The 16561-nt window shown below is 59.8% G+C and carries 16 protein-coding genes; 10 read left to right on the top strand and 6 right to left on the bottom strand.

Annotation, left to right across the window (positions count from 1 at the left end; all coding sequences use genetic code 11):
• Positions 1 to 43 precede the first annotated feature (43 nt).
• Genes purS through purL form a run of 3 tightly spaced genes read left to right on the top strand, consistent with a single transcriptional unit; the run spans position 44 to position 3242 of the window.
• The gene (gene purS, locus CARG_RS08290) at positions 44 to 286 is read left to right on the top strand and encodes a phosphoribosylformylglycinamidine synthase subunit PurS (RefSeq protein WP_021012190.1); all 243 of its coding nucleotides are present in this window, start codon (positions 44 to 46) and stop codon (positions 284 to 286) included.
• Entirely contained in the window at positions 283 to 954 is a 672-nt protein-coding gene (gene purQ, locus CARG_RS08285) for a phosphoribosylformylglycinamidine synthase subunit PurQ (RefSeq protein ID WP_021012189.1), read from the top strand. The genes purS and purQ overlap by 4 nt, the downstream gene beginning before the upstream one ends.
• The gene (gene purL, locus CARG_RS08280; RefSeq protein ID WP_021012188.1) at positions 951 to 3242 is read left to right on the top strand and encodes a phosphoribosylformylglycinamidine synthase subunit PurL; all 2292 of its coding nucleotides are present in this window, start codon (positions 951 to 953) and stop codon (positions 3240 to 3242) included. The genes purQ and purL overlap by 4 nt, the downstream gene beginning before the upstream one ends.
• Before the next feature lie 308 nt (positions 3243 to 3550).
• Here purL and CARG_RS08275 read toward each other — a convergent pair whose 3' ends face one another.
• Together CARG_RS08275 and CARG_RS08270 are read right to left on the bottom strand one after the other, a co-directional pair.
• Positions 3551 to 3742 (bottom strand): hypothetical protein, encoded by a 192-nt coding sequence (locus tag CARG_RS08275; RefSeq protein ID WP_021012187.1) that lies wholly within the window; start codon positions 3740 to 3742, stop codon positions 3551 to 3553.
• Between the two features lie 3 nt (positions 3743 to 3745).
• Entirely contained in the window at positions 3746 to 4747 is a 1002-nt protein-coding gene (locus CARG_RS08270; protein ID WP_021012186.1) for an acyl-CoA thioesterase, read from the bottom strand.
• A gap of 30 nt (positions 4748 to 4777) precedes the next feature.
• Between CARG_RS08270 and CARG_RS08265 the strand changes: the two genes are divergently transcribed.
• From CARG_RS08265 to purM, 3 genes are read left to right on the top strand one after another with little or no spacing between them, the layout of a single operon-like run.
• Positions 4778 to 5134, top strand: coding sequence for a sterol carrier family protein (locus CARG_RS08265; RefSeq protein ID WP_021012185.1), 357 nt, complete (start codon positions 4778 to 4780; stop codon positions 5132 to 5134).
• A gap of 52 nt (positions 5135 to 5186) precedes the next feature.
• Entirely contained in the window at positions 5187 to 6713 is a 1527-nt protein-coding gene (gene purF / locus CARG_RS08260) for an amidophosphoribosyltransferase (protein WP_021012184.1), read from the top strand.
• Positions 6706 to 7764, top strand: a complete 1059-nt coding sequence (gene purM, locus CARG_RS08255; RefSeq protein ID WP_021012183.1) for a phosphoribosylformylglycinamidine cyclo-ligase — start codon at positions 6706 to 6708, stop codon at positions 7762 to 7764. The genes purF and purM overlap by 8 nt, the downstream gene beginning before the upstream one ends.
• Positions 7765 to 7819: 55 nt before the next feature.
• Here the strand turns inward: purM and CARG_RS08250 are convergent, their stop codons facing one another.
• Positions 7820 to 8026: a DUF3073 domain-containing protein gene (locus CARG_RS08250; protein ID WP_021012182.1), complete on the bottom strand. Its 207-nt coding sequence runs from the start codon at positions 8024 to 8026 to the stop codon at positions 7820 to 7822.
• 150 nt (positions 8027 to 8176) lie between these two features.
• On the bottom strand, positions 8177 to 9286 hold the full coding sequence (ygfZ, locus tag CARG_RS08245; protein ID WP_236620138.1) for a CAF17-like 4Fe-4S cluster assembly/insertion protein YgfZ: 1110 nt from the start codon (positions 9284 to 9286) through the stop codon (positions 8177 to 8179).
• Positions 9287 to 9326: 40 nt separating this feature from the next.
• On the opposite strand from ygfZ, the gene CARG_RS08240 reads away from it, so the two are divergent.
• The gene (locus CARG_RS08240) at positions 9327 to 10160 is read left to right on the top strand and encodes an aminodeoxychorismate lyase (RefSeq protein WP_041747121.1); all 834 of its coding nucleotides are present in this window, start codon (positions 9327 to 9329) and stop codon (positions 10158 to 10160) included.
• Positions 10161 to 10177: 17 nt separating this feature from the next.
• Here CARG_RS08240 and CARG_RS08235 read toward each other — a convergent pair whose 3' ends face one another.
• Positions 10178 to 10840, bottom strand: coding sequence for an FABP family protein (locus tag CARG_RS08235; RefSeq protein ID WP_021012179.1), 663 nt, complete (start codon positions 10838 to 10840; stop codon positions 10178 to 10180).
• A 24-nt stretch (positions 10841 to 10864) separates the two neighbouring features.
• A complete protein-coding gene (locus CARG_RS08230) occupies positions 10865 to 11626 on the bottom strand; it encodes an LmeA family phospholipid-binding protein (protein ID WP_169733217.1) in 762 nt (253 codons plus the stop codon).
• A 55-nt stretch (positions 11627 to 11681) separates the two neighbouring features.
• On the opposite strand from CARG_RS08230, the gene mshD reads away from it, so the two are divergent.
• The 3 genes from mshD to CARG_RS08215 all read left to right on the top strand — a co-directional run bounded on the left by mshD (position 11682) and on the right by CARG_RS08215 (position 16492).
• Positions 11682 to 12596: a mycothiol synthase gene (mshD, locus tag CARG_RS08225; RefSeq protein WP_021012177.1), complete on the top strand. Its 915-nt coding sequence runs from the start codon at positions 11682 to 11684 to the stop codon at positions 12594 to 12596.
• Between the two features lie 313 nt (positions 12597 to 12909).
• The gene (locus CARG_RS08220) at positions 12910 to 15333 is read left to right on the top strand and encodes a GNAT family N-acetyltransferase (protein WP_021012176.1); all 2424 of its coding nucleotides are present in this window, start codon (positions 12910 to 12912) and stop codon (positions 15331 to 15333) included.
• Positions 15334 to 15343: 10 nt separating this feature from the next.
• Entirely contained in the window at positions 15344 to 16492 is a 1149-nt protein-coding gene (locus CARG_RS08215) for an acetoin utilization protein AcuC (protein ID WP_021012175.1), read from the top strand.
• The last annotated feature ends 69 nt before the right edge of the window (positions 16493 to 16561 follow it).

Raw genomic sequence — 16561 nt, 5'->3', positions numbered from 1 at the left:
GCTTGCGGGCGTATCTAGCTGCCCAAATTCAAGGGAGTCATCCGTGGCCCGTGTAGTTGTCAATGTTATGCCGAAGGCAGAAATCCTCGATCCTCAGGGCCAGGCGGTCCAGCGTGCGCTGGGCCGCATTGGTGTTGATGGGGTCAGTGATGTTCGTCAGGGCAAGCGCTTTGTGATTGATGCGCAGCGGGAGCTGTCCGCCGCTGAGCTCGAGGAGCTTGCGTCGAAGTTGCTGGCGAACACTGTGATTGAGGATTACGAGATCATTGTTGAGGGGCAGCAGTGAGCGCAACGATTGGTGTGATCACTTTCCCCGGCACGCTGGATGATGTTGACGCCGCGCGTGCGTCGCGCATCGCGGGGGCGAAGGTTGTGGACTTGTGGCATGCGGACCCTGATCTCAAGGGTGTGGACGCTGTAGTGGTGCCCGGCGGGTTTTCTTATGGTGATTACCTGCGTTCGGGTGCTATTTCTGCGTTGGCTCCGGTGATGCGTTCGGTGGTGGATGCCGCGAACAAGGGCATGCCGGTGTTGGGCATTTGCAATGGTTTCCAGATTTTGACGGAGGCTGGTTTGCTGCCCGGTGCGCTGACCCGCAATGAGGGGCTGCATTTCCACTGTGTGGATACCTACCTGGAGGTTGAGAACAACTCCACGGCATGGACGTCCACTTTGGATAAGGGCCAAAAGATTTTGATCCCGGCGAAGCATGGTGAGGGGCGTTTCCAGGCGTCTGAGGAGACTGTGCGCCAGCTTGAGGACGAAGGCCGGGTGGTGTTCCGCTACACGGATAATTTCAATGGTTCTGTTAACGCGATCGCTGGTGTGTGTTCTGCCAACGGTCGCGTTGTTGGTTTGATGCCGCACCCCGAGCATGCGTGTGAGCTGCTCACTGGCCCCTCGCTGGATGGCTTGGAGCTGTTTGTCTCTGTCGTGAAGGAGCTTGAAAAGTGACCCACAATAGCGTGAGTGGTGGCTTGAATGACACCGTGGCGGATGCGGTTGCTTCGCCGGACCTGGAGCAGCCCTATGCTGCCTTGGGTTTGAAAGACGACGAGTACGCCCGTATCAAGGAAATCCTGGGTCGACGCCCCACGGATGCTGAGTTGGCGATGTATTCGGTGATGTGGTCCGAGCACTGCTCGTACAAGTCCTCGAAGACTCACTTGCGTTACTTCGGTAAGACCACGACGGAGGAGATGGGTTCGAAGATCCTCGCCGGCATTGGTGAAAATGCTGGTGTGGTGGATGTCGGCGGCGGCCATGCGGTGACTTTCCGTGTGGAGTCCCACAATCACCCCTCTTATGTGGAGCCTCATCAGGGTGCTGCGACGGGTGTGGGCGGTATTGTCCGCGACATTATGGCTATGGGCGCGCGTCCTATCGCTGTGATGGACCAGTTGCGTTTCGGGCCCGCCGATGCCCCCGATACGCAGCGTGTGCTGCCGGGTGTGGTTGACGGAATCGGTGGTTACGGTAACTGCCTGGGCTTGCCGAACATCGGCGGCGAAACCGTGTTTGATGAGTCCTACGCTGGTAATCCCCTGGTCAACGCGCTGTGCGTGGGCACCTTGAAGGTTGAAGACTTGAAGTTGGCGTTCGCTTCGGGTCTGGGCAACAAGGTGATGTTGTTCGGTTCTCGCACCGGCCTTGATGGCATCGGTGGCGTGTCCGTGCTGGCATCCGACACCTTCGAAGATGGTGCCGAGCGCAAGCTTCCTGCGGTTCAGGTCGGCGACCCCTTCGCGGAGAAGGTCTTGATCGAGTGCTGCCTGGACCTCTACCGCGCTGGTGTGGTTGTTGGTATTCAGGACTTGGGTGGCGCGGGCTTGTCGTGTGCGACCTCTGAGCTCGCGGCGTCGGGCGACGGCGGCATGATGGTCAACCTCGATGCTGTGCCTCTGCGCGCGGAGAACATGACGGCAGCGGAGATCCTGTCTTCCGAGTCCCAGGAGCGCATGTGTGCTGTTGTGACCCCGGAAAACGTGGAGCGTTTCAAGGAAATCTGTGCCCACTGGGATGTCACTGTCGCCGAGATCGGCGAGGTGACCGACAACGATCACTTGGTTATCACCCACAAGGGCGAGGTCGTGGTGGATGCTCCTGCGCACACCATTGCCAATGAGGGGCCGGAGTACCAGCGCCCCTACGCGCGGCCGGAATGGCAGGATGAGCTGCAGCAGTTCCGCGGCGTCAACAAGCCCGAGGACGCAGCCGGGATCCGCCAGGCTGTTATCGACATGGTGTCCTCGCCGGCGCTGTGCTCGCGCGCGTTCATCACGGAGCAGTATGACCGTTACGTTCGTGGCAACACCGTCCAGGCCAAGGATGCGGATGCTGGCGTGCTGCGCATTGATGAAGAAACGGGTGCGGGTGTTGCTGTGTCTGCGGACTGCTCCGGTCGCTACACCAAGCTTGATCCGAACATGGGCGCGCGCCTTGCCTTGGCGGAGGCCTACCGCAATGTTGCCTGCACTGGTGCCACGCCGATTGCGGTGACGAACTGCTTGAATTTCGGTTCGCCGGAAAACCCGGATGTCATGTGGCAGTTTAAGGAGGCCGTGCATGGTTTGGCGGATGGCTGCCACGAGTTAGGTATTCCGGTGTCCGGCGGCAACGTGTCCTTCTATAACCAGACTGGTGCGGAGCCTATTCTGCCGACCCCAGTTGTGGGTGTCCTCGGCGTGATTGATGACGTCGCGTCGTCGATCGGCACGAAGGCTGCTGCGGGTCAGCAGTTGGTGCTCTTGGGGGAGACGCTCGATGAGTTCGGTGGTTCGATCTGGCAGCAGGTTTCGGATGCTGGTCTGAACGGTATGCCCCCGGCGGTGGATTTGGGTAATGAACAGCGGCTTGCTGCTTTGTTGTCGGATTCCCGCGGTGTGGTTGCGGCTGCTCACGATGTGTCGGAGGGTGGCTTGAACCAGACGCTGGTGGAGCTGGCTATCAACGCTGGTTGCGGCGTGGTTGTGGACCTGGCTGAGGTTGCCGATGATGCTTTCACTGCATTGTTCTCTGAGTCGGCGTCCCGCGTGGTTGTTGCAATGGATGCGGACAATGTTGGTGGTTTCTTCGCCGCTGCTGAGCAGCATGGTGTGCCTGCGACACTGATTGGCGAGTTGCGTGGCGACAGCTACGACGTTGCTAGTGTGTCCATTCCGATGGATGAGCTGGAGTCTGCGTGGAAGAACACCTTGCCTGAGCTCTTTGGTCACGCTGCTGGTGCGAACTCGGTGGTGTAACCGCACTGCTGGAGGCGTTTAGTCGCTAGGACGAAAGAGAGGAGCAGCCCACTGAGCTGGTGGGCTGCTCTTTTTGTGCACTTAAGTGCTGGAGTGGTCTTGCTTGTGTGCGGTGATTGGTAGGAACTTATCCAGGGTGGCGGCGATGAGCATACTTGCGCCGACGTCTACCAGTGGTGGGGATAGATAGGGGGCGGGGTCAGTTGCCCACGACGATATTCCATAGATAAGCGCGGGCAACCCGATTACGACGTAGCCCGGCACTCAACACGACCACAAGCAGCGGTCAGAGTGCCGGGGCTTTCGGTTTAGTCGATATGGCGGCCAGTGCGCAGTTCCCAGTAGCGGAACGCAAGCCACCCGATGAAACCCAGCACACCGGTCATCAGCACCAAAAAGGACAGAACGACGCAACGCAGAGTGCTCGACTTATCTTGAAGTTCGCGCACCAGGACGATGGTGGCGAAGATGATCCCCATGATCATGAATGCGGTTTCCATGGACTATTCCCCAATTTCTGCTTCGTAGATCAGTTTTTCTTTCCTGCTGATCAATGGCAATGGGCGGTATTCCATCCGCAGTTCACGCAGCACTGCGGCGTGCCCGGAAAGGCGCTGGTCTTCCTCCGTTCGCGGCACGAATTGGCGCGCGGGAAGTGCGTTGCCGTCGATATCAATACCGACGTAGGTGATCGATGCGTGGATGGCGGTTTGCAGCCCAGTGCGGCCGTCCGCGGGAAGCCCACTGCGCACATGCACGCTGACCTGCATAGATCGGGCATCGGTGCGCAGCATGCGGGCGTCCACCTCGATCAAGTCACCGATCTGGATGGGGCGGTAGAAGCGGATACCACCCGCATAAACTGCCACCGTGGATTCCCCCGACCATTCCATGGTGCAGGCGGTTGCGGCCTCATCGATCCATTCCATCGCCGTGCCGCCGTGGACTTTGCCGCCCCAGTTGACGTCGGTGGGCTTGGCCAAAAAGCGGGTGATCATTCTAGGAGCATCAGAGGGGCCGTTGTAGGTTTGCTTCTCCATTTCGGCCTCGATGGCTTTGCGCAGCTCAATACGGGACTTGGCCGCCTCAAACACGCGCTGTTCTTCATCATTGCGGGGGGTGAATGTGGGCACCTGCATAGGCTTGCCGCTGACTGTGTCCTTGGCGACGAAGATCACCAGGCAGTCGCATGCTCTGGTAAACACTCCTTCCCTCGGGTCGGCCGAGAGCACCTCGTTAATAATGTGCATAGATGAGCGACCGGTCATCGCGATGCGCGAGCGCACCTCGACGATGTGCCCAGACGGGATCGGCCGGGTGAAGTGAATGTGGCCGACGTAAGCGGTCACACAGTAGGCCCCGGACCAGCCGACGGCGCAGGCATAGGCTGCTTTGTCGATCCATTCGAGTACGCGTCCACCGCCGACACCGTGGGCGCCAGCCATGATGATGTCAGTGGGGGCAGCGAGGAAACGAAGAGTCACTTCGGGGGAGCGCGTAGACATAGCTCAATAGTCTATCTATCTTTGATTGCTATGTCCGCGCACAACACTCCTTCCATCAACCAACAGGTCGCATCTTGGGCCCGTGGCGCCGCCGAGACCCCCTCGCGTAGCCTGCTGGCCTCCGCGGTGCGTGAGACAGTGGCCTACGCGGCGTCATTGCGTCCGGGAAAGTCAGTTGAGCTGCGCGTTCCTCCTTTTGCTGCCGCTCAATTGATCGACGGCCCGGCGCACAAGCGCGGAACCCCACCCAATGTTGTTGAAATCTCGCCCAAGGATTGGATCCTGTGTGTGCTGGGCGAACAGACAATTAATGATGCCGCGTCGGCCTCACTGTCCGGCACGCGCGCGGGTGAAGTGCAGTCGGTGCTGGATCACATGGCGGGTTAGCCGGGGGGTATCAAGTCGCAATAGTGAAGCGGGGGCTATACGATGTGTTTTTGTGTCGACAGTTGATGAACTTGAGGCTCCTCCACGCGAGGAATGCGGTGTCTTTGGGGTGTGGGCGCCGGGTGAAGACGTATCCAAACTGACTTACTACGGCTTGTATGCCCTCCAGCACCGTGGGCAAGAGGCAGCCGGCTTAGCTGTAGGCGACGGAGACCAGATCGTGGTGTTTAAAGACCTCGGTCTGGTCTCCCAAGTCTTTGATGAGCAAACCTTGGATGCTTTGAAGGGGCATGTGGCGGTGGGGCACACCCGTTACGCCACCGCCGGAGGTGCGTGCTGGGAAAATGCCCAGCCGATGTTCCGCATGGCGCCAGACGGCACTGATATTGCCTTGGGCCACAACGGTAACCTCGTGAATTTCCGCGAGCTGTTGGTAGAAGCCGCAACCAAGGGGCTGGTTGATAAGCGCTGGGCCGACCCGGAGGCGTTGAGCGCACGCGGGGCTGATGGCGCCAATGAGGTCACCGCGCCCAGTGACTCGGACGTGATGTGTGCACTTTTGTCCGATGGTGTGCGCGACGGCCGAAGCGTCATTGATTCTGCAATGGATCTTTTGCCGCGCCTCCAGGGTGCTTTCTGCCTGTGCTTTACCGACGGCACGGCTCTTTATGCTGCTCGTGATCCTTTCGGCGTGCGGCCCCTGGCTATCGGCCGACTGGAGCGCGGCTGGGTTGTCGCCTCGGAGACCGCGGCATTGGACATCGTTGGTGCTTCCTTCGTCCGCGAGGTAGAGCCCGGCGAGCTTATCCGCATCGACGGGGCGGGCGTGCACACGCAGCGCTTCGCAGAAACCACCCACAAGGGGTGCGTGTTCGAATATGTCTACCTCGCCCGCCCCGACTCCGTCATCCGGGGGCGCGCTGTTAACGCTACCCGCGTGGATATTGGCCGCTTGTTGGCCAAGGAGGCTCCTGCCGAAGGTGACATGGTCATCCCCGTGCCTGATTCCGGTACTCCTGCGGCCGTGGGCTACGCCCAAGGCAGCGGCATTCCTTATGGTCAAGGCTTGGTGAAAAACGCCTACGTTGGCCGCACCTTCATCCAACCCTCCCAGACCATCCGCCAGCTGGGCATCCGTCTGAAGCTCAACCCTTTGCGCGAGGTCATTCGGGACAAGCGTCTTGTTGTTGTCGACGACTCGATCGTGCGCGGCAACACCCAGCGTGCGCTGATCCGCATGCTTCGCGAAGCCGGCGCAGCGGAAGTACATGTCCGCATTGCCTCACCGCCGGTGAAGTGGCCGTGCTTCTACGGCATCGATTTCGCCTCACCTGGCGAGCTGCTGGCCAACTGCGTTGACGGCGATGACTATGACGCCATGGTGGACGCTGTATGCACCGCCATCGGCGCGGACTCCTTAGGCTTCGTCTCCGTGGATTCCATGGTGGAGGCCTCCCGCCAAGACCGCGCGCAACTGTGCTGCGCCTGTTTCGACGGGGTCTACCCGCTAGGCATGCCCCAAGGGGATGCGAACGCTGAACTTGTTCACCGAATGCAGAAAGAAAACAACCGTGTCTGAAAACCAACTCAACGCTGACCAGTCCGTGTCTTACGCTGCAGCCGGTGTCGATATCGAAGCCGGCGACCGCGCGGTAGAGCTGTTTGCACCCCACGCCAAGCGTGCGACCCGACCTGAGGTTCGGGGTGGACTCGGCGGTTTCGCAGGACTGTTCGCCCTCGGCAAGTACAACAAGCCCCTCCTCGCAGCAGGTAGTGACGGCGTGGGCACCAAGCTTGCAGTCGCGCAGGCCATGGATGTGCACAACACCATCGGCATCGACCTGGTCGCCATGTGCGTAGACGACCTAGTCGTATGCGGCGCTGAGCCCTTGTTCCTTCAGGACTACATTGCTATCGGCAAGGTCGTGCCCGAGCACGTTGCGGAAATCGTCGAAGGCATTGCAGAAGGCTGTGTTCGAGCCGGCTGTGCACTGCTCGGTGGCGAAACCGCAGAGCACCCCGGCGTGATGGAAGCCGGACACTACGACGTCTCCGCCACTGCAGTCGGCGTCGTTGAGGAAGACGAAGTCCTCGGCCCGCAGCGCGTGCGCGCAGGGGATGCCATCATCGCGATGGCGAGCTCCGGCCTGCACTCCAACGGCTACTCCCTGGCCCGCCACGTCCTGCTGGAAAAGGCCGGACTGCCACTCGATGGATACATGGACGAGCTCGGCCGCACCCTGGGCGAAGAACTCCTTGAGCCCACCCGCATCTACGCCAAGGATTGCCTGGCGCTCGCCGCCGAATGCGATGTGCGAACCTTCTGCCACGTCACCGGTGGGGGATTGGTCGGCAACATGGTCCGCATCATCCCCGAAGGTCTCGTGGCGACCATGCACCGCAACACCTGGGAACCACAGCAGATCTTCCGCACCATCGCCCGTTATGGCAAGGTGCCGCAGGAAGAGATGGAAAAAACCTTCAACATGGGCGTCGGCATGGTCGCCATTGTCGCACCCGAGGACCGCGACCGCGCGCTAGCTATGCTTACCGCACGCCACATGGATGCCTGGGAGCTAGGAACCGTGCGTGAAGCTGCCGAAGGCGAAGCCCGCGCAGAACTGATCTAAAGGCAGCAAAAAAGGGGAGCAGCTTTAAAAAGCTGCTCCCCTTTTTAAAACAGACCTAGTCTTTTTCGATCACGTCTGCCCATTCTTCGTACAGGGCCTGATCGAAATCTGGGGCTTCGTAATCATCAGCGTAAGAGCTGTTGTTGCCTTCAGACTTACCAGCGAGTTCACGCTGGAGGGAATCCAGGTCCATATTAGGGATGTTGTACTTAAGCTGGCGTGCTACCTTGGCCTGCTTTGCCTTCGCGCGACCGCGACCCATGGGCTAAACCCCCTTGGCATGAGCGGAACGCGTGGGCTTTATACGCGTCCCGGATGAGAGATTCAATACGTTTTATTCCTAGGGAACACAATAGCCTACAAGTGCCCACAACGCTAACATGCCCCCATCTAGGAGTGTGACCAGCACAAACTACTTGCCGCCACGGAGCCTTTCGATAGCTTCGCGGCCCGCGCCCTTCGTCTCTTCCAAATCTGCCGTGTCCGTTTCCACACTCAGCGCGCACTCCCCAGCCGCCAGTTGCTTGCCCACCGCGGACCGCTTCAGCAGAGCCAGCCCAATGGGGCCAAAATCGGCGTGGTCGACCACGGTGCCTAGCACGCCGACCGAGCGCGTGCCGCCCGCAGTGATCGGCGTACCTGGAGCAGGAAGTTTGGGTACGGATCCATCCAGATACACCTGCACAAGTGTTCGAGGTGAACGGCCAAGGAAGTGCACGCGGGCAACAGTTTCCTGCCCCCGGTAGCAGCCCTTGTCGAAATGTACGGCACGCTGGTCTTTAACAAAGGCATAAGTTTCGTGCGGGATGGTTGTCGTATCGGTATCCACACCGACCTCCGGCATTACGGCCATCACGCGTTCTGCTTCCCAGGCCATCAAACCGGCCAGGCGGTAGCCCTGCTCCACCAACAATGACGCCGCGTCGAGCAACGCACTGCGCTCAACAAGCAGGTCGGTGACCAACGGCCCAGAGGCCACCCCAAGGGGGTAAGAGGCGCTGGCAACGCAGCAATCCAGTGGTTCAGCAGGGGAGTCGGACACGGTAGTCACGATTGCTAGGTCAGTGATCTCAATCTGAACATCTGACCAGAAGATCATTTTCTGCAGGTAGTCGAACAATTCTTGGGAGCCTGCACGGGCACACTCCACATACACCTCATCCCCCACGGCCCACACCGTCATGTGCTGCAGCACCCGGCCCTGTGCATCCAGATTTAATGCCTCCCGACGCTGGACCCACGCGGCGTCATCACTGTTGTCGGACGATACAAGATCGTCGAGCTTCTGGCTCAGCAAATTGTTCAAAAAACTAAGCCGATCAGAGCCGCTGACCTTCGCAACAACTCGATCGCTACGATCCACCACGAAAGGCGCGCGCTGCTCCACCAGCGGATCCCCATAATGCCAGGCGACGCCCCGCGGGGTATCCTGGTTATCCACAGGCAGTTTGACCCCCGGTATGCGGCGCGCAACCTCTGGGTCCAATAGTGCGGAACGGTACTCAGGCGAGATAATAGTCACCCGGCCAGTGTAAACCGCTGGCTTTTGACATACTGAAAGTATGCAAAAACCCCCGGTGATTGTGCTTGTCGAACCCTTCGGCGGATCGATGCGACTACACAACCCCACCATGCCCCATATCTTCTTCGACGATGCCAGCGTCACCCGTGGCGACGGCATCTTCGAAACGCTGCGCGTCAAAAACAATGAGGCCTGCGAATTCGACGCGCATGCCAAGCGCTTCGCACGCTCGGCCCAAGCCCTCGACCTGCCGCACCCCGATGCTCAACTGTGGAAGAAAGCCGCTGACCTCGCTCTAAGCCAATGGGGCGAAGAAGAAGGCCGCATGGTCTGGACACTGTCACGTGGGCGCGCCAGCACCGGGGTAGCGACAGCATGGTGCGTCATCTACCCCATAGACCAAGGCACACTCCACCAGCGTGAACATGGGGTGCGCTGCATGCTGCTGCCCAAGGGACAAGCAAGCGCACTCGGTGCAAAAACGCTGGCATACGTCGACACCATGGCGGCCGTGCGATACGCGCAATCGCAGGGCTACGACGACGTCATTTTCACCCACAAAGGCCTTTTGCTGGAAGGCTCCACGTCCTCGCTCATTACCGTCAAAGGCAAAAAGCTGCGCACCCCCAAAGCCAAAGGGATCCTGGAATCCACTACCCAACGCCGCGTATTTGACTACGCCGAAAAGCATGGGTGGAAGGTCAAACAGCGACCCATGGAATTGGAGCACATCCTCGGTGCAGATAGCGTGTGGCTGGTGAGCTCCTCTCGCGGACCGGTGCTGGTCACAGCAGTCGAGGAACACCCCACCAGTACACACAAGGCTGCAAATAAACAAGCCCTAGCGCTACTGAATGCAGCGCTAGGCTTCTAGCCAGCGAGAAACGACGACTAGCCGATAACGCGGCGTAGCTCGGCTGACATGTAGGGCTTCATCTCTCCGTCGATCAGTCGCTCGTCGACCCACCCCAGGTCAGCGGTCGGCATCAAACCATACAGGCGCTTGCCCGGGCCCAGCTTCTCAGGACCTGTTGCGGTCACCATGGTCGAGGAGCTCTCCAGCTGCCACGCCCGCTCATTGAAGGGCTCGCCGTAGAAAATCTCCACCGCGCCCAAAGAATTAACGCAGGTGAATTCGATTTCGTCCTTCTCGGAAATCCTCCAAAAGCCCTTCTCGCGGATTTCCTCCATGGAAGGATCGTGATTGCCCTCTTCGTCGAGCTTCCATTGGCGGGATTCGTAGCTCAAATAGTTGTGGCCATTGTGGGCAAAAATGAGCTCTTGGCCAAAGTTGAAGGCGCCGTGGATGGGGCTATCTGCCTGGCCTTCACCGCGCCATACGCCGACCAGGGGCAGCAGGGCCAGCAAACCGTCATGGAGGTTGGGGCCAAGGCGAAGGTTGGCGGTGTCATCCGGGACAGGCAGTTCACCCAGGCCAGGGATGTTTCGGCCGGCGGTTTCTTTGGCGATCTCCGCAGCCAAGTCGATGGCGGCGTTGGCGGCGCCGCTCAAGGGGGAACCGGGGGTGGTGGTGTTCTCGGAAGAATCAGTCATGGGCCCCAGTATAGTGCCCGGGGATTAACGCACTCCCACGGGAGACAACAGCTCTGGGCGGAATTGGACTTGCCTGAGTTCGCTGGAAATAAAAATCGATCCGCCGCCGCACACCACCTGGCTTGCCTGTTTGAGTAGAGGCAGGTCGCGACTGTCGACTGACCAGGTGAAAGAGTTCATGATTTTTGTGCGCACAGATTCTGGGTCTTGTGCCTGCTCCATGTCGGGGGAGTCGATGATCGACACCGGCCGCATAGTTATTTCAGCATTGTGAATGCGCAGGTCAACCAGGACAACCACGGGCTGGTCGAACCCGACGGGTGTGCCCTTCAATTGCGCCTGTGCCTGCGGCGAAGCCTGCGGGGAGATGTCCTTCGGATTGGTGATGTCCAGGTCGGTGATGCCCAACTGTGCACCCAGGGCCACCCCGTCGAGGCGCAGTGTACGTTTAGCGATCTCCACGTCCGCCCCGGTGTAGTCGCCGCTAAAAACCTGTTCGGGGGTCACTTCAATGGTGCGCAGCTCTGTGCGGGAGTTCATCATCCCGAACCCCGGAACATCCACGTCAAGGACTTCCGAGGACATCATTGGGATATCTCCGGTGGCCGCCGCAAGCAGGTAGGGGAAACCACCGATGTAGACCGCGGGCTCGACCTCCAGGTTGAAGGAATCCTCCAATTGGGTAGACAGGCGGTGTTCGAAGGTGGTTGAGATGCCCGTGTCGACCAACCAGCCGAGCGCGCCTAGGGCTGCGATGGACAGCAGGGCGATCTGGTATTTCTTCACGTTATTATTTGTACCCCATGCGCGACCGTGCCTACCCGCGCTACCCTGGTAAACCATGATGCCTGAAGCACTTTCACCCGATGTTTTTTCCAGCGGCGATGCGACTGTTCCGGTCGAGCAGATCCACGAGGTGCTGCGCAGAGTAGAGTTAACTGACGGTGTGGCATCGTTTAGTGAACAGTTTGTCCGCGAGCTCGATGAGCGCCGGGGCAACGCCACCGTGTACGTGTTGTCCACCCAGGGGCGTGTGATTGCTGCGGCCGTCGTCATGGAGGACGGGAACACTGAGGTTGTCCTCGATCCCCAATTTAGTGATGACGCCGCGACGCTCACCGAAGCGCTCATTGCACCGCATTCAGGTGGGTTGAAGCTGTGGGCCCACGGGGACATCGGCCCGGTGCGCGCCCTGGCCCAGGAAAAAGGGCTCGAGCCTTCACGAACGCTGCTGGTGATGTCCCTACCGGGGGCAGCCGCTGTGGAGCTTCCCTCACCCGAGTTTCCCGAGGGAGGATATGAGCTGCTGAACCTGGAACAATCCGTGCAACGCTACGGTCGCGACGTCATTATGAAACAGTGGTTGGATGTTAACAACCAGGCATTTTCTTGGCACCCAGAGCAAGGCGGCTGGGATGAGCAGCAGTTGGAACAAGCCATGGACACAGAGTGGTTCAACCCCGACGATGTGCTGATGCTGTGGCAAGACGCGACCTTGGTGGGCTTTCACTGGCTCAAGCGCCACAGTGATCATCGCGCGGAAGTCTATGTTGTGGGACTGGCTGATGCCGCCCGCGGTAAAGGTCTGGGCACGCCGCTGCTGACCGCAGGCATCGCGCACATGGTGGGCGGGGACCCCATGGTGGAGACAATCCTCTATGTGGAACAAGACAATAAAGCTGCCGTCAAGGCCTACGAAAACCTTGGGTTTGAGGTCATCGAAAGGCACGTCGTCTACCCGTATCAGAGCGTTTAGCAGGGCTTTTTAAAGTTCGTGGGAAGTTAACCTTTTGTTCACTTTCCCGCCGCCTGTCGGACACATCCGCCTTCTACATTGTGCAATACGCAGGCACCGGACGGCTGGGAAAAGCATCAAAATGGTCAATGTATGCGTTTCGCATACGTGCAAGCTTAGTGACTTCGGGGGGCGAAAAACTCATTTCACCCACTTATTGCCTAAGAATTTCGTAGGCTTTGTTTAATGGTTCAGCCACTGTTCTTTTCTCGTTCACCCTGACCCCAAACCTTTGAGTAATGAGCAACGACTATCGGCGCTAGGAGGCCCACCCGTGACCCCCAACGATGAGCACAGCAACGAGCACACCGTTCCACACCGATGGGAAGCAGACGTCGTGCTCTACGACGGCTCCGTAGCAGTCGTTCGCCCCGTCCACCCCGATGACGTCGACGCACTGAAAGCCTTTTACGGGCGCGTCAGCCCAGAGTCCAAGTACCTGCGCTTCTTCGGCGCACATCCGGAATTAGAAGACTCCGATATAGATGCATGGGTTAACGTCGACATGCATGACGCCGTCACACTCGTACTACTCGACAAGGAAGACATTGTCGGCACCGCCCGCTACGAACTCGTGCAGGCCTTCCTTCCCGAACGCGTCGGCGATGTCTCCTTCCTGGTCCAAGACGACCACCACGGCAACGGCGTAGCCAACATCCTGCTCGAACACCTAGCCCAAGCCGGCCGAGAATGCGGAATAACCAGGTTCTTCGCCGAAATGCTGCCCAACAATCGCACGATGGTGCAAGTATTTGTGCGCGCCGGGTACGAGCTCAAACCACAGTTCGCAGACGGCGTCATCGAAGTCAATTTCCCCATTGCCCCAACAGATCGCTCTTGGGAAGTGATGCTGCAGCGGGAGCACCGCAGCGAGGCCGCCGCAATCCGAAGGCTGCTCAACCCACGCAGCATCGCCATCGCGGGTGAACAATCACGCATGCAGACCTCCGCCGATTCCCTGACTGCCGGCGGTTTTCGCGGGCAGGTCCATGTTCTTACCACACCCGGGGCACAGGCCTCTGAGATGCTGCGGCAGCTCGCAGACCACGGCACAAGTGTTGACGTCGCGGTGGTGTCCTACCCAGAACCACCCGACACCCTGGACGCGATCATGCAGGCCGCAGCAGCATGCCAGGCCAAAGGCGTCGTGGTGTTGGCGCGCGGCCACAATCCAACACTGACCCCACAGGAAGCATCAGAGTTCGTCTCCCACGCACGTGCACACGGGCTGCGGGCTTTCGGGCCTGCATCCCTCGGCGTCATCAATACAGACGCGCAGGTACAACTGAACACCACACCGGCACCCATGCCGCGCACAGGCGCCGTGAGCATGTTCACTCAAACCGCAGGCATATCCACCCTGGTGTTGTCTCACGCCGTCGCCCGGGGTTGCGGCGTGCGCAGCTTCATAGCCTCAGGTTCGTTTGCAGACGTCACAGCAAACGACGTCATGCATTTTTGGATCGATGACGAGGACACGCGCATCTGTTTGCTATCACTCGACGCAATCGGAAACCCGCGAAAATTCTTCCGCGTCCTGCAACGCCTTGCGCTCGACAAACCCGTGGTCATTTTCGCCCCCTCGCGCGCACTGAACTCCGCAAAAGGGCACGGCTACCAACTGGAAAACAGCCCCTCCGCCCACCCCGCAATCATCGACGACATCATTGGACACGCCGGCGTAATGGTCGTCAGCAGGCGCGACGCCATGTTCGACATCGCACAAATCCTCGCCCGACAACCTCTACCCACCGGGCCGGAGGTCGTGCTGATCTCTAACTCCGTCGGTCTCAACGCGCAAATGGTGCAAGCCGCCTACCGCTTCGGCCTCGTGCCCGAATCCCGACCCGTCACCGACATCAACCCCGCAGGTGGGGTTGTCCGCGCAGCTCAGCACGCGGTTGAAGAAGGAAAAACAGTGCTCGCAGCAGTCGTGGAGATCAGCGAGCCATTGTTCGAAGAAGTCCAAGCGGGCCTGAGTGAACTCGCGGCACACAGCACAGCACCCGTCGTAGGTGTGTTCATCGGCTTCCGAACCCCAGAACAACTCCAACCACAGCTCAGCCCCGCAGGCCTCCACCCGGAACAACAAGGCCAGCTTCCAGTGTTCCCCGCTTATGCCGAAGCGCTCGAAGCTCTGGGTGCGATCGTGCGAAACCAAAGCAACCGAGCCACCCACCACGCCAGCGATAGCGAACCAGTTGTCACGGCGCACACCAAGCAAGCCAAAAAACTCATCGAGCAGCTCATCGAGGGCACGCCAACAGCCACCCCGGCGCAACTGTTGGACTGCTACGGCATCAACGCGCACACCGTAGTCGATGACATCGCCGATACCTACCCGCAACCAGTAATAATCATCCGCACAGTAGAAGACCCGGTGCTGGGCCCCATGACCGGGCTCATCCCGCGTGAAGTCACCTTCGATCTAACGAAGGAAGAAACCTGGCGGGTGCCGTCACGGCAGAAAACCGAAGCACTCAGCATGATCGCAGACATCTGCGGGCAGCACATCCACCCCGACGCAGCCGACGCCCTAGCGGACACCATCGTCCGGGCCTCCGTGATGAACGACGAACACGCAGCACTCGTCGACATGAACCTTGTGTGTGACCTGAACCAAGGCGACGTCATCGAAGCAAGCCTCGTGTGCTCGGCCGAACCCGCCTATCGCGAACAACTAGTCCGCAACCTTTAAGGAGTCCGCGATGAACACACGTCCACTTGTGCTCCACGACGACACCCTCGAGCGCTACAGCTTCGGCCCCGAGCACCCCATGGGGCCCGATCGTGTGCGCCTAGCGATGAAGCTCTCCGAGCATTTTGACCTGCTCGATCGCGTCGATATCGCCCCGGCACCAGCCGCAAGCGAAGACCTGTTGCTGCGCATCCACACCCCCGAATACCTCGAAGCACTTAAAGAAGGCCGCCCCCGGCCGGAATTCGGCATCGGCGACGACGACCACCCCCTCGCACCCAACCTGCACACCATCGCGCGACATGTTGTCTCCGGCACCGTCGAGGCAACCCGCGCAGTGTGGGAGGGGGAAGTGAAGCGGGCGGTCAACCTATCCGGAGGGCTGCACCACGCAGGGCCCAGCAAACAAAGCGGTTTTTGTACTTTTAATGACGCCGCGGTGGCGATTTCTTGGTTGCTGGATCACGGTGCCACACGGATCGCCTACGTCGACCTTGACGCACACCACGGTGATGGGGTGGAACAAGCCTTTTGGGATGACCCCAGGGTGCTGACCATCAGCGTGCACGAATCCGGGCTCTATCTCTTCCCCGGCACAGGGTTCGCCAACGATATTGGTGGGCCGCACGCGGCCGGGACCGCAGTCAACGTGGCCATGCCCAAAGGCACCTCCGACATCGACTGGCTGTACGCGGTGCACGGGATAGTTCCACCGCTGCTGCAAAAATTCCGACCCGAGATCGTGATCACGCAGCACGGTGCGGACGCGCACAGGCGTGACCCCCTCACAGACCTCGACGTCAGCGTCGATGCCTTGGCTAAGGCCTACCGTTCGATGTCTCGCTGGGCGGACCGATTCTGCGGCGGCAAATGGGTGGCAATCGGTGGGGGAGGCTACCAGCGTGATTCCGTTGCACGCACCTGGACCCACCTTGTGGCAGCGATACTTGGGGAAAAGCTTGACCCCGAAGCACCCATGCCAGGGTGGTGGGCAGATGAGGCCCGCTGCGAAACCTCTGACACCATTGGCGACATCGGCGCCCGCAATGTGCTCAAGGAATACCACCCAGAGAGGGTCTTAAGCGACAACCCCTGCGGCCCCATCGTCGCCACGTCGCGGGCTATCTTCCCCTACTGGGGGCTCGTGCCCTACCACTAGAAAAGGCAGTGCCTGCAGCATTGCAGGCACTGCCTTTGACCCACGCCTGGGCTGAGCTTTAGCCACACC

Source organism: Corynebacterium argentoratense DSM 44202, from assembly GCF_000590555.1.
Lineage (GTDB): Bacteria > Actinomycetota > Actinomycetes > Mycobacteriales > Mycobacteriaceae > Corynebacterium > Corynebacterium argentoratense.
The sequence above is the reverse complement of the archived record's forward strand: the minus strand, read 5'-3'. Positions and strand labels throughout refer to the sequence as shown.

What these genes read in the sequence shown, in the direction of transcription:
- CARG_RS08275 (WP_021012187.1), bottom strand. Translation starts at nt 3,742, where the DNA reads ATGGAAACCGCATTCATGATCATGGGGATCATCTTCGCCACCATCGTC.
- CARG_RS08270 (WP_021012186.1), bottom strand. Translation starts at nt 4,747, where the DNA reads ATGTCTACGCGCTCCCCCGAAGTGACTCTTCGTTTCCTCGCTGCCCCC.
- CARG_RS08265 (WP_021012185.1), top strand. Translation starts at nt 4,778, where the DNA reads ATGTCCGCGCACAACACTCCTTCCATCAACCAACAGGTCGCATCTTGG.
- CARG_RS08250 (WP_021012182.1), bottom strand. Translation starts at nt 8,026, where the DNA reads ATGGGTCGCGGTCGCGCGAAGGCAAAGCAGGCCAAGGTAGCACGCCAG.
- CARG_RS08240 (WP_041747121.1), top strand. Translation starts at nt 9,327, where the DNA reads ATGCAAAAACCCCCGGTGATTGTGCTTGTCGAACCCTTCGGCGGATCG.
- CARG_RS08235 (WP_021012179.1), bottom strand. Translation starts at nt 10,840, where the DNA reads ATGACTGATTCTTCCGAGAACACCACCACCCCCGGTTCCCCCTTGAGC.
- mshD (WP_021012177.1), top strand. Translation starts at nt 11,682, where the DNA reads ATGATGCCTGAAGCACTTTCACCCGATGTTTTTTCCAGCGGCGATGCG.
- CARG_RS08215 (WP_021012175.1), top strand. Translation starts at nt 15,344, where the DNA reads ATGAACACACGTCCACTTGTGCTCCACGACGACACCCTCGAGCGCTAC.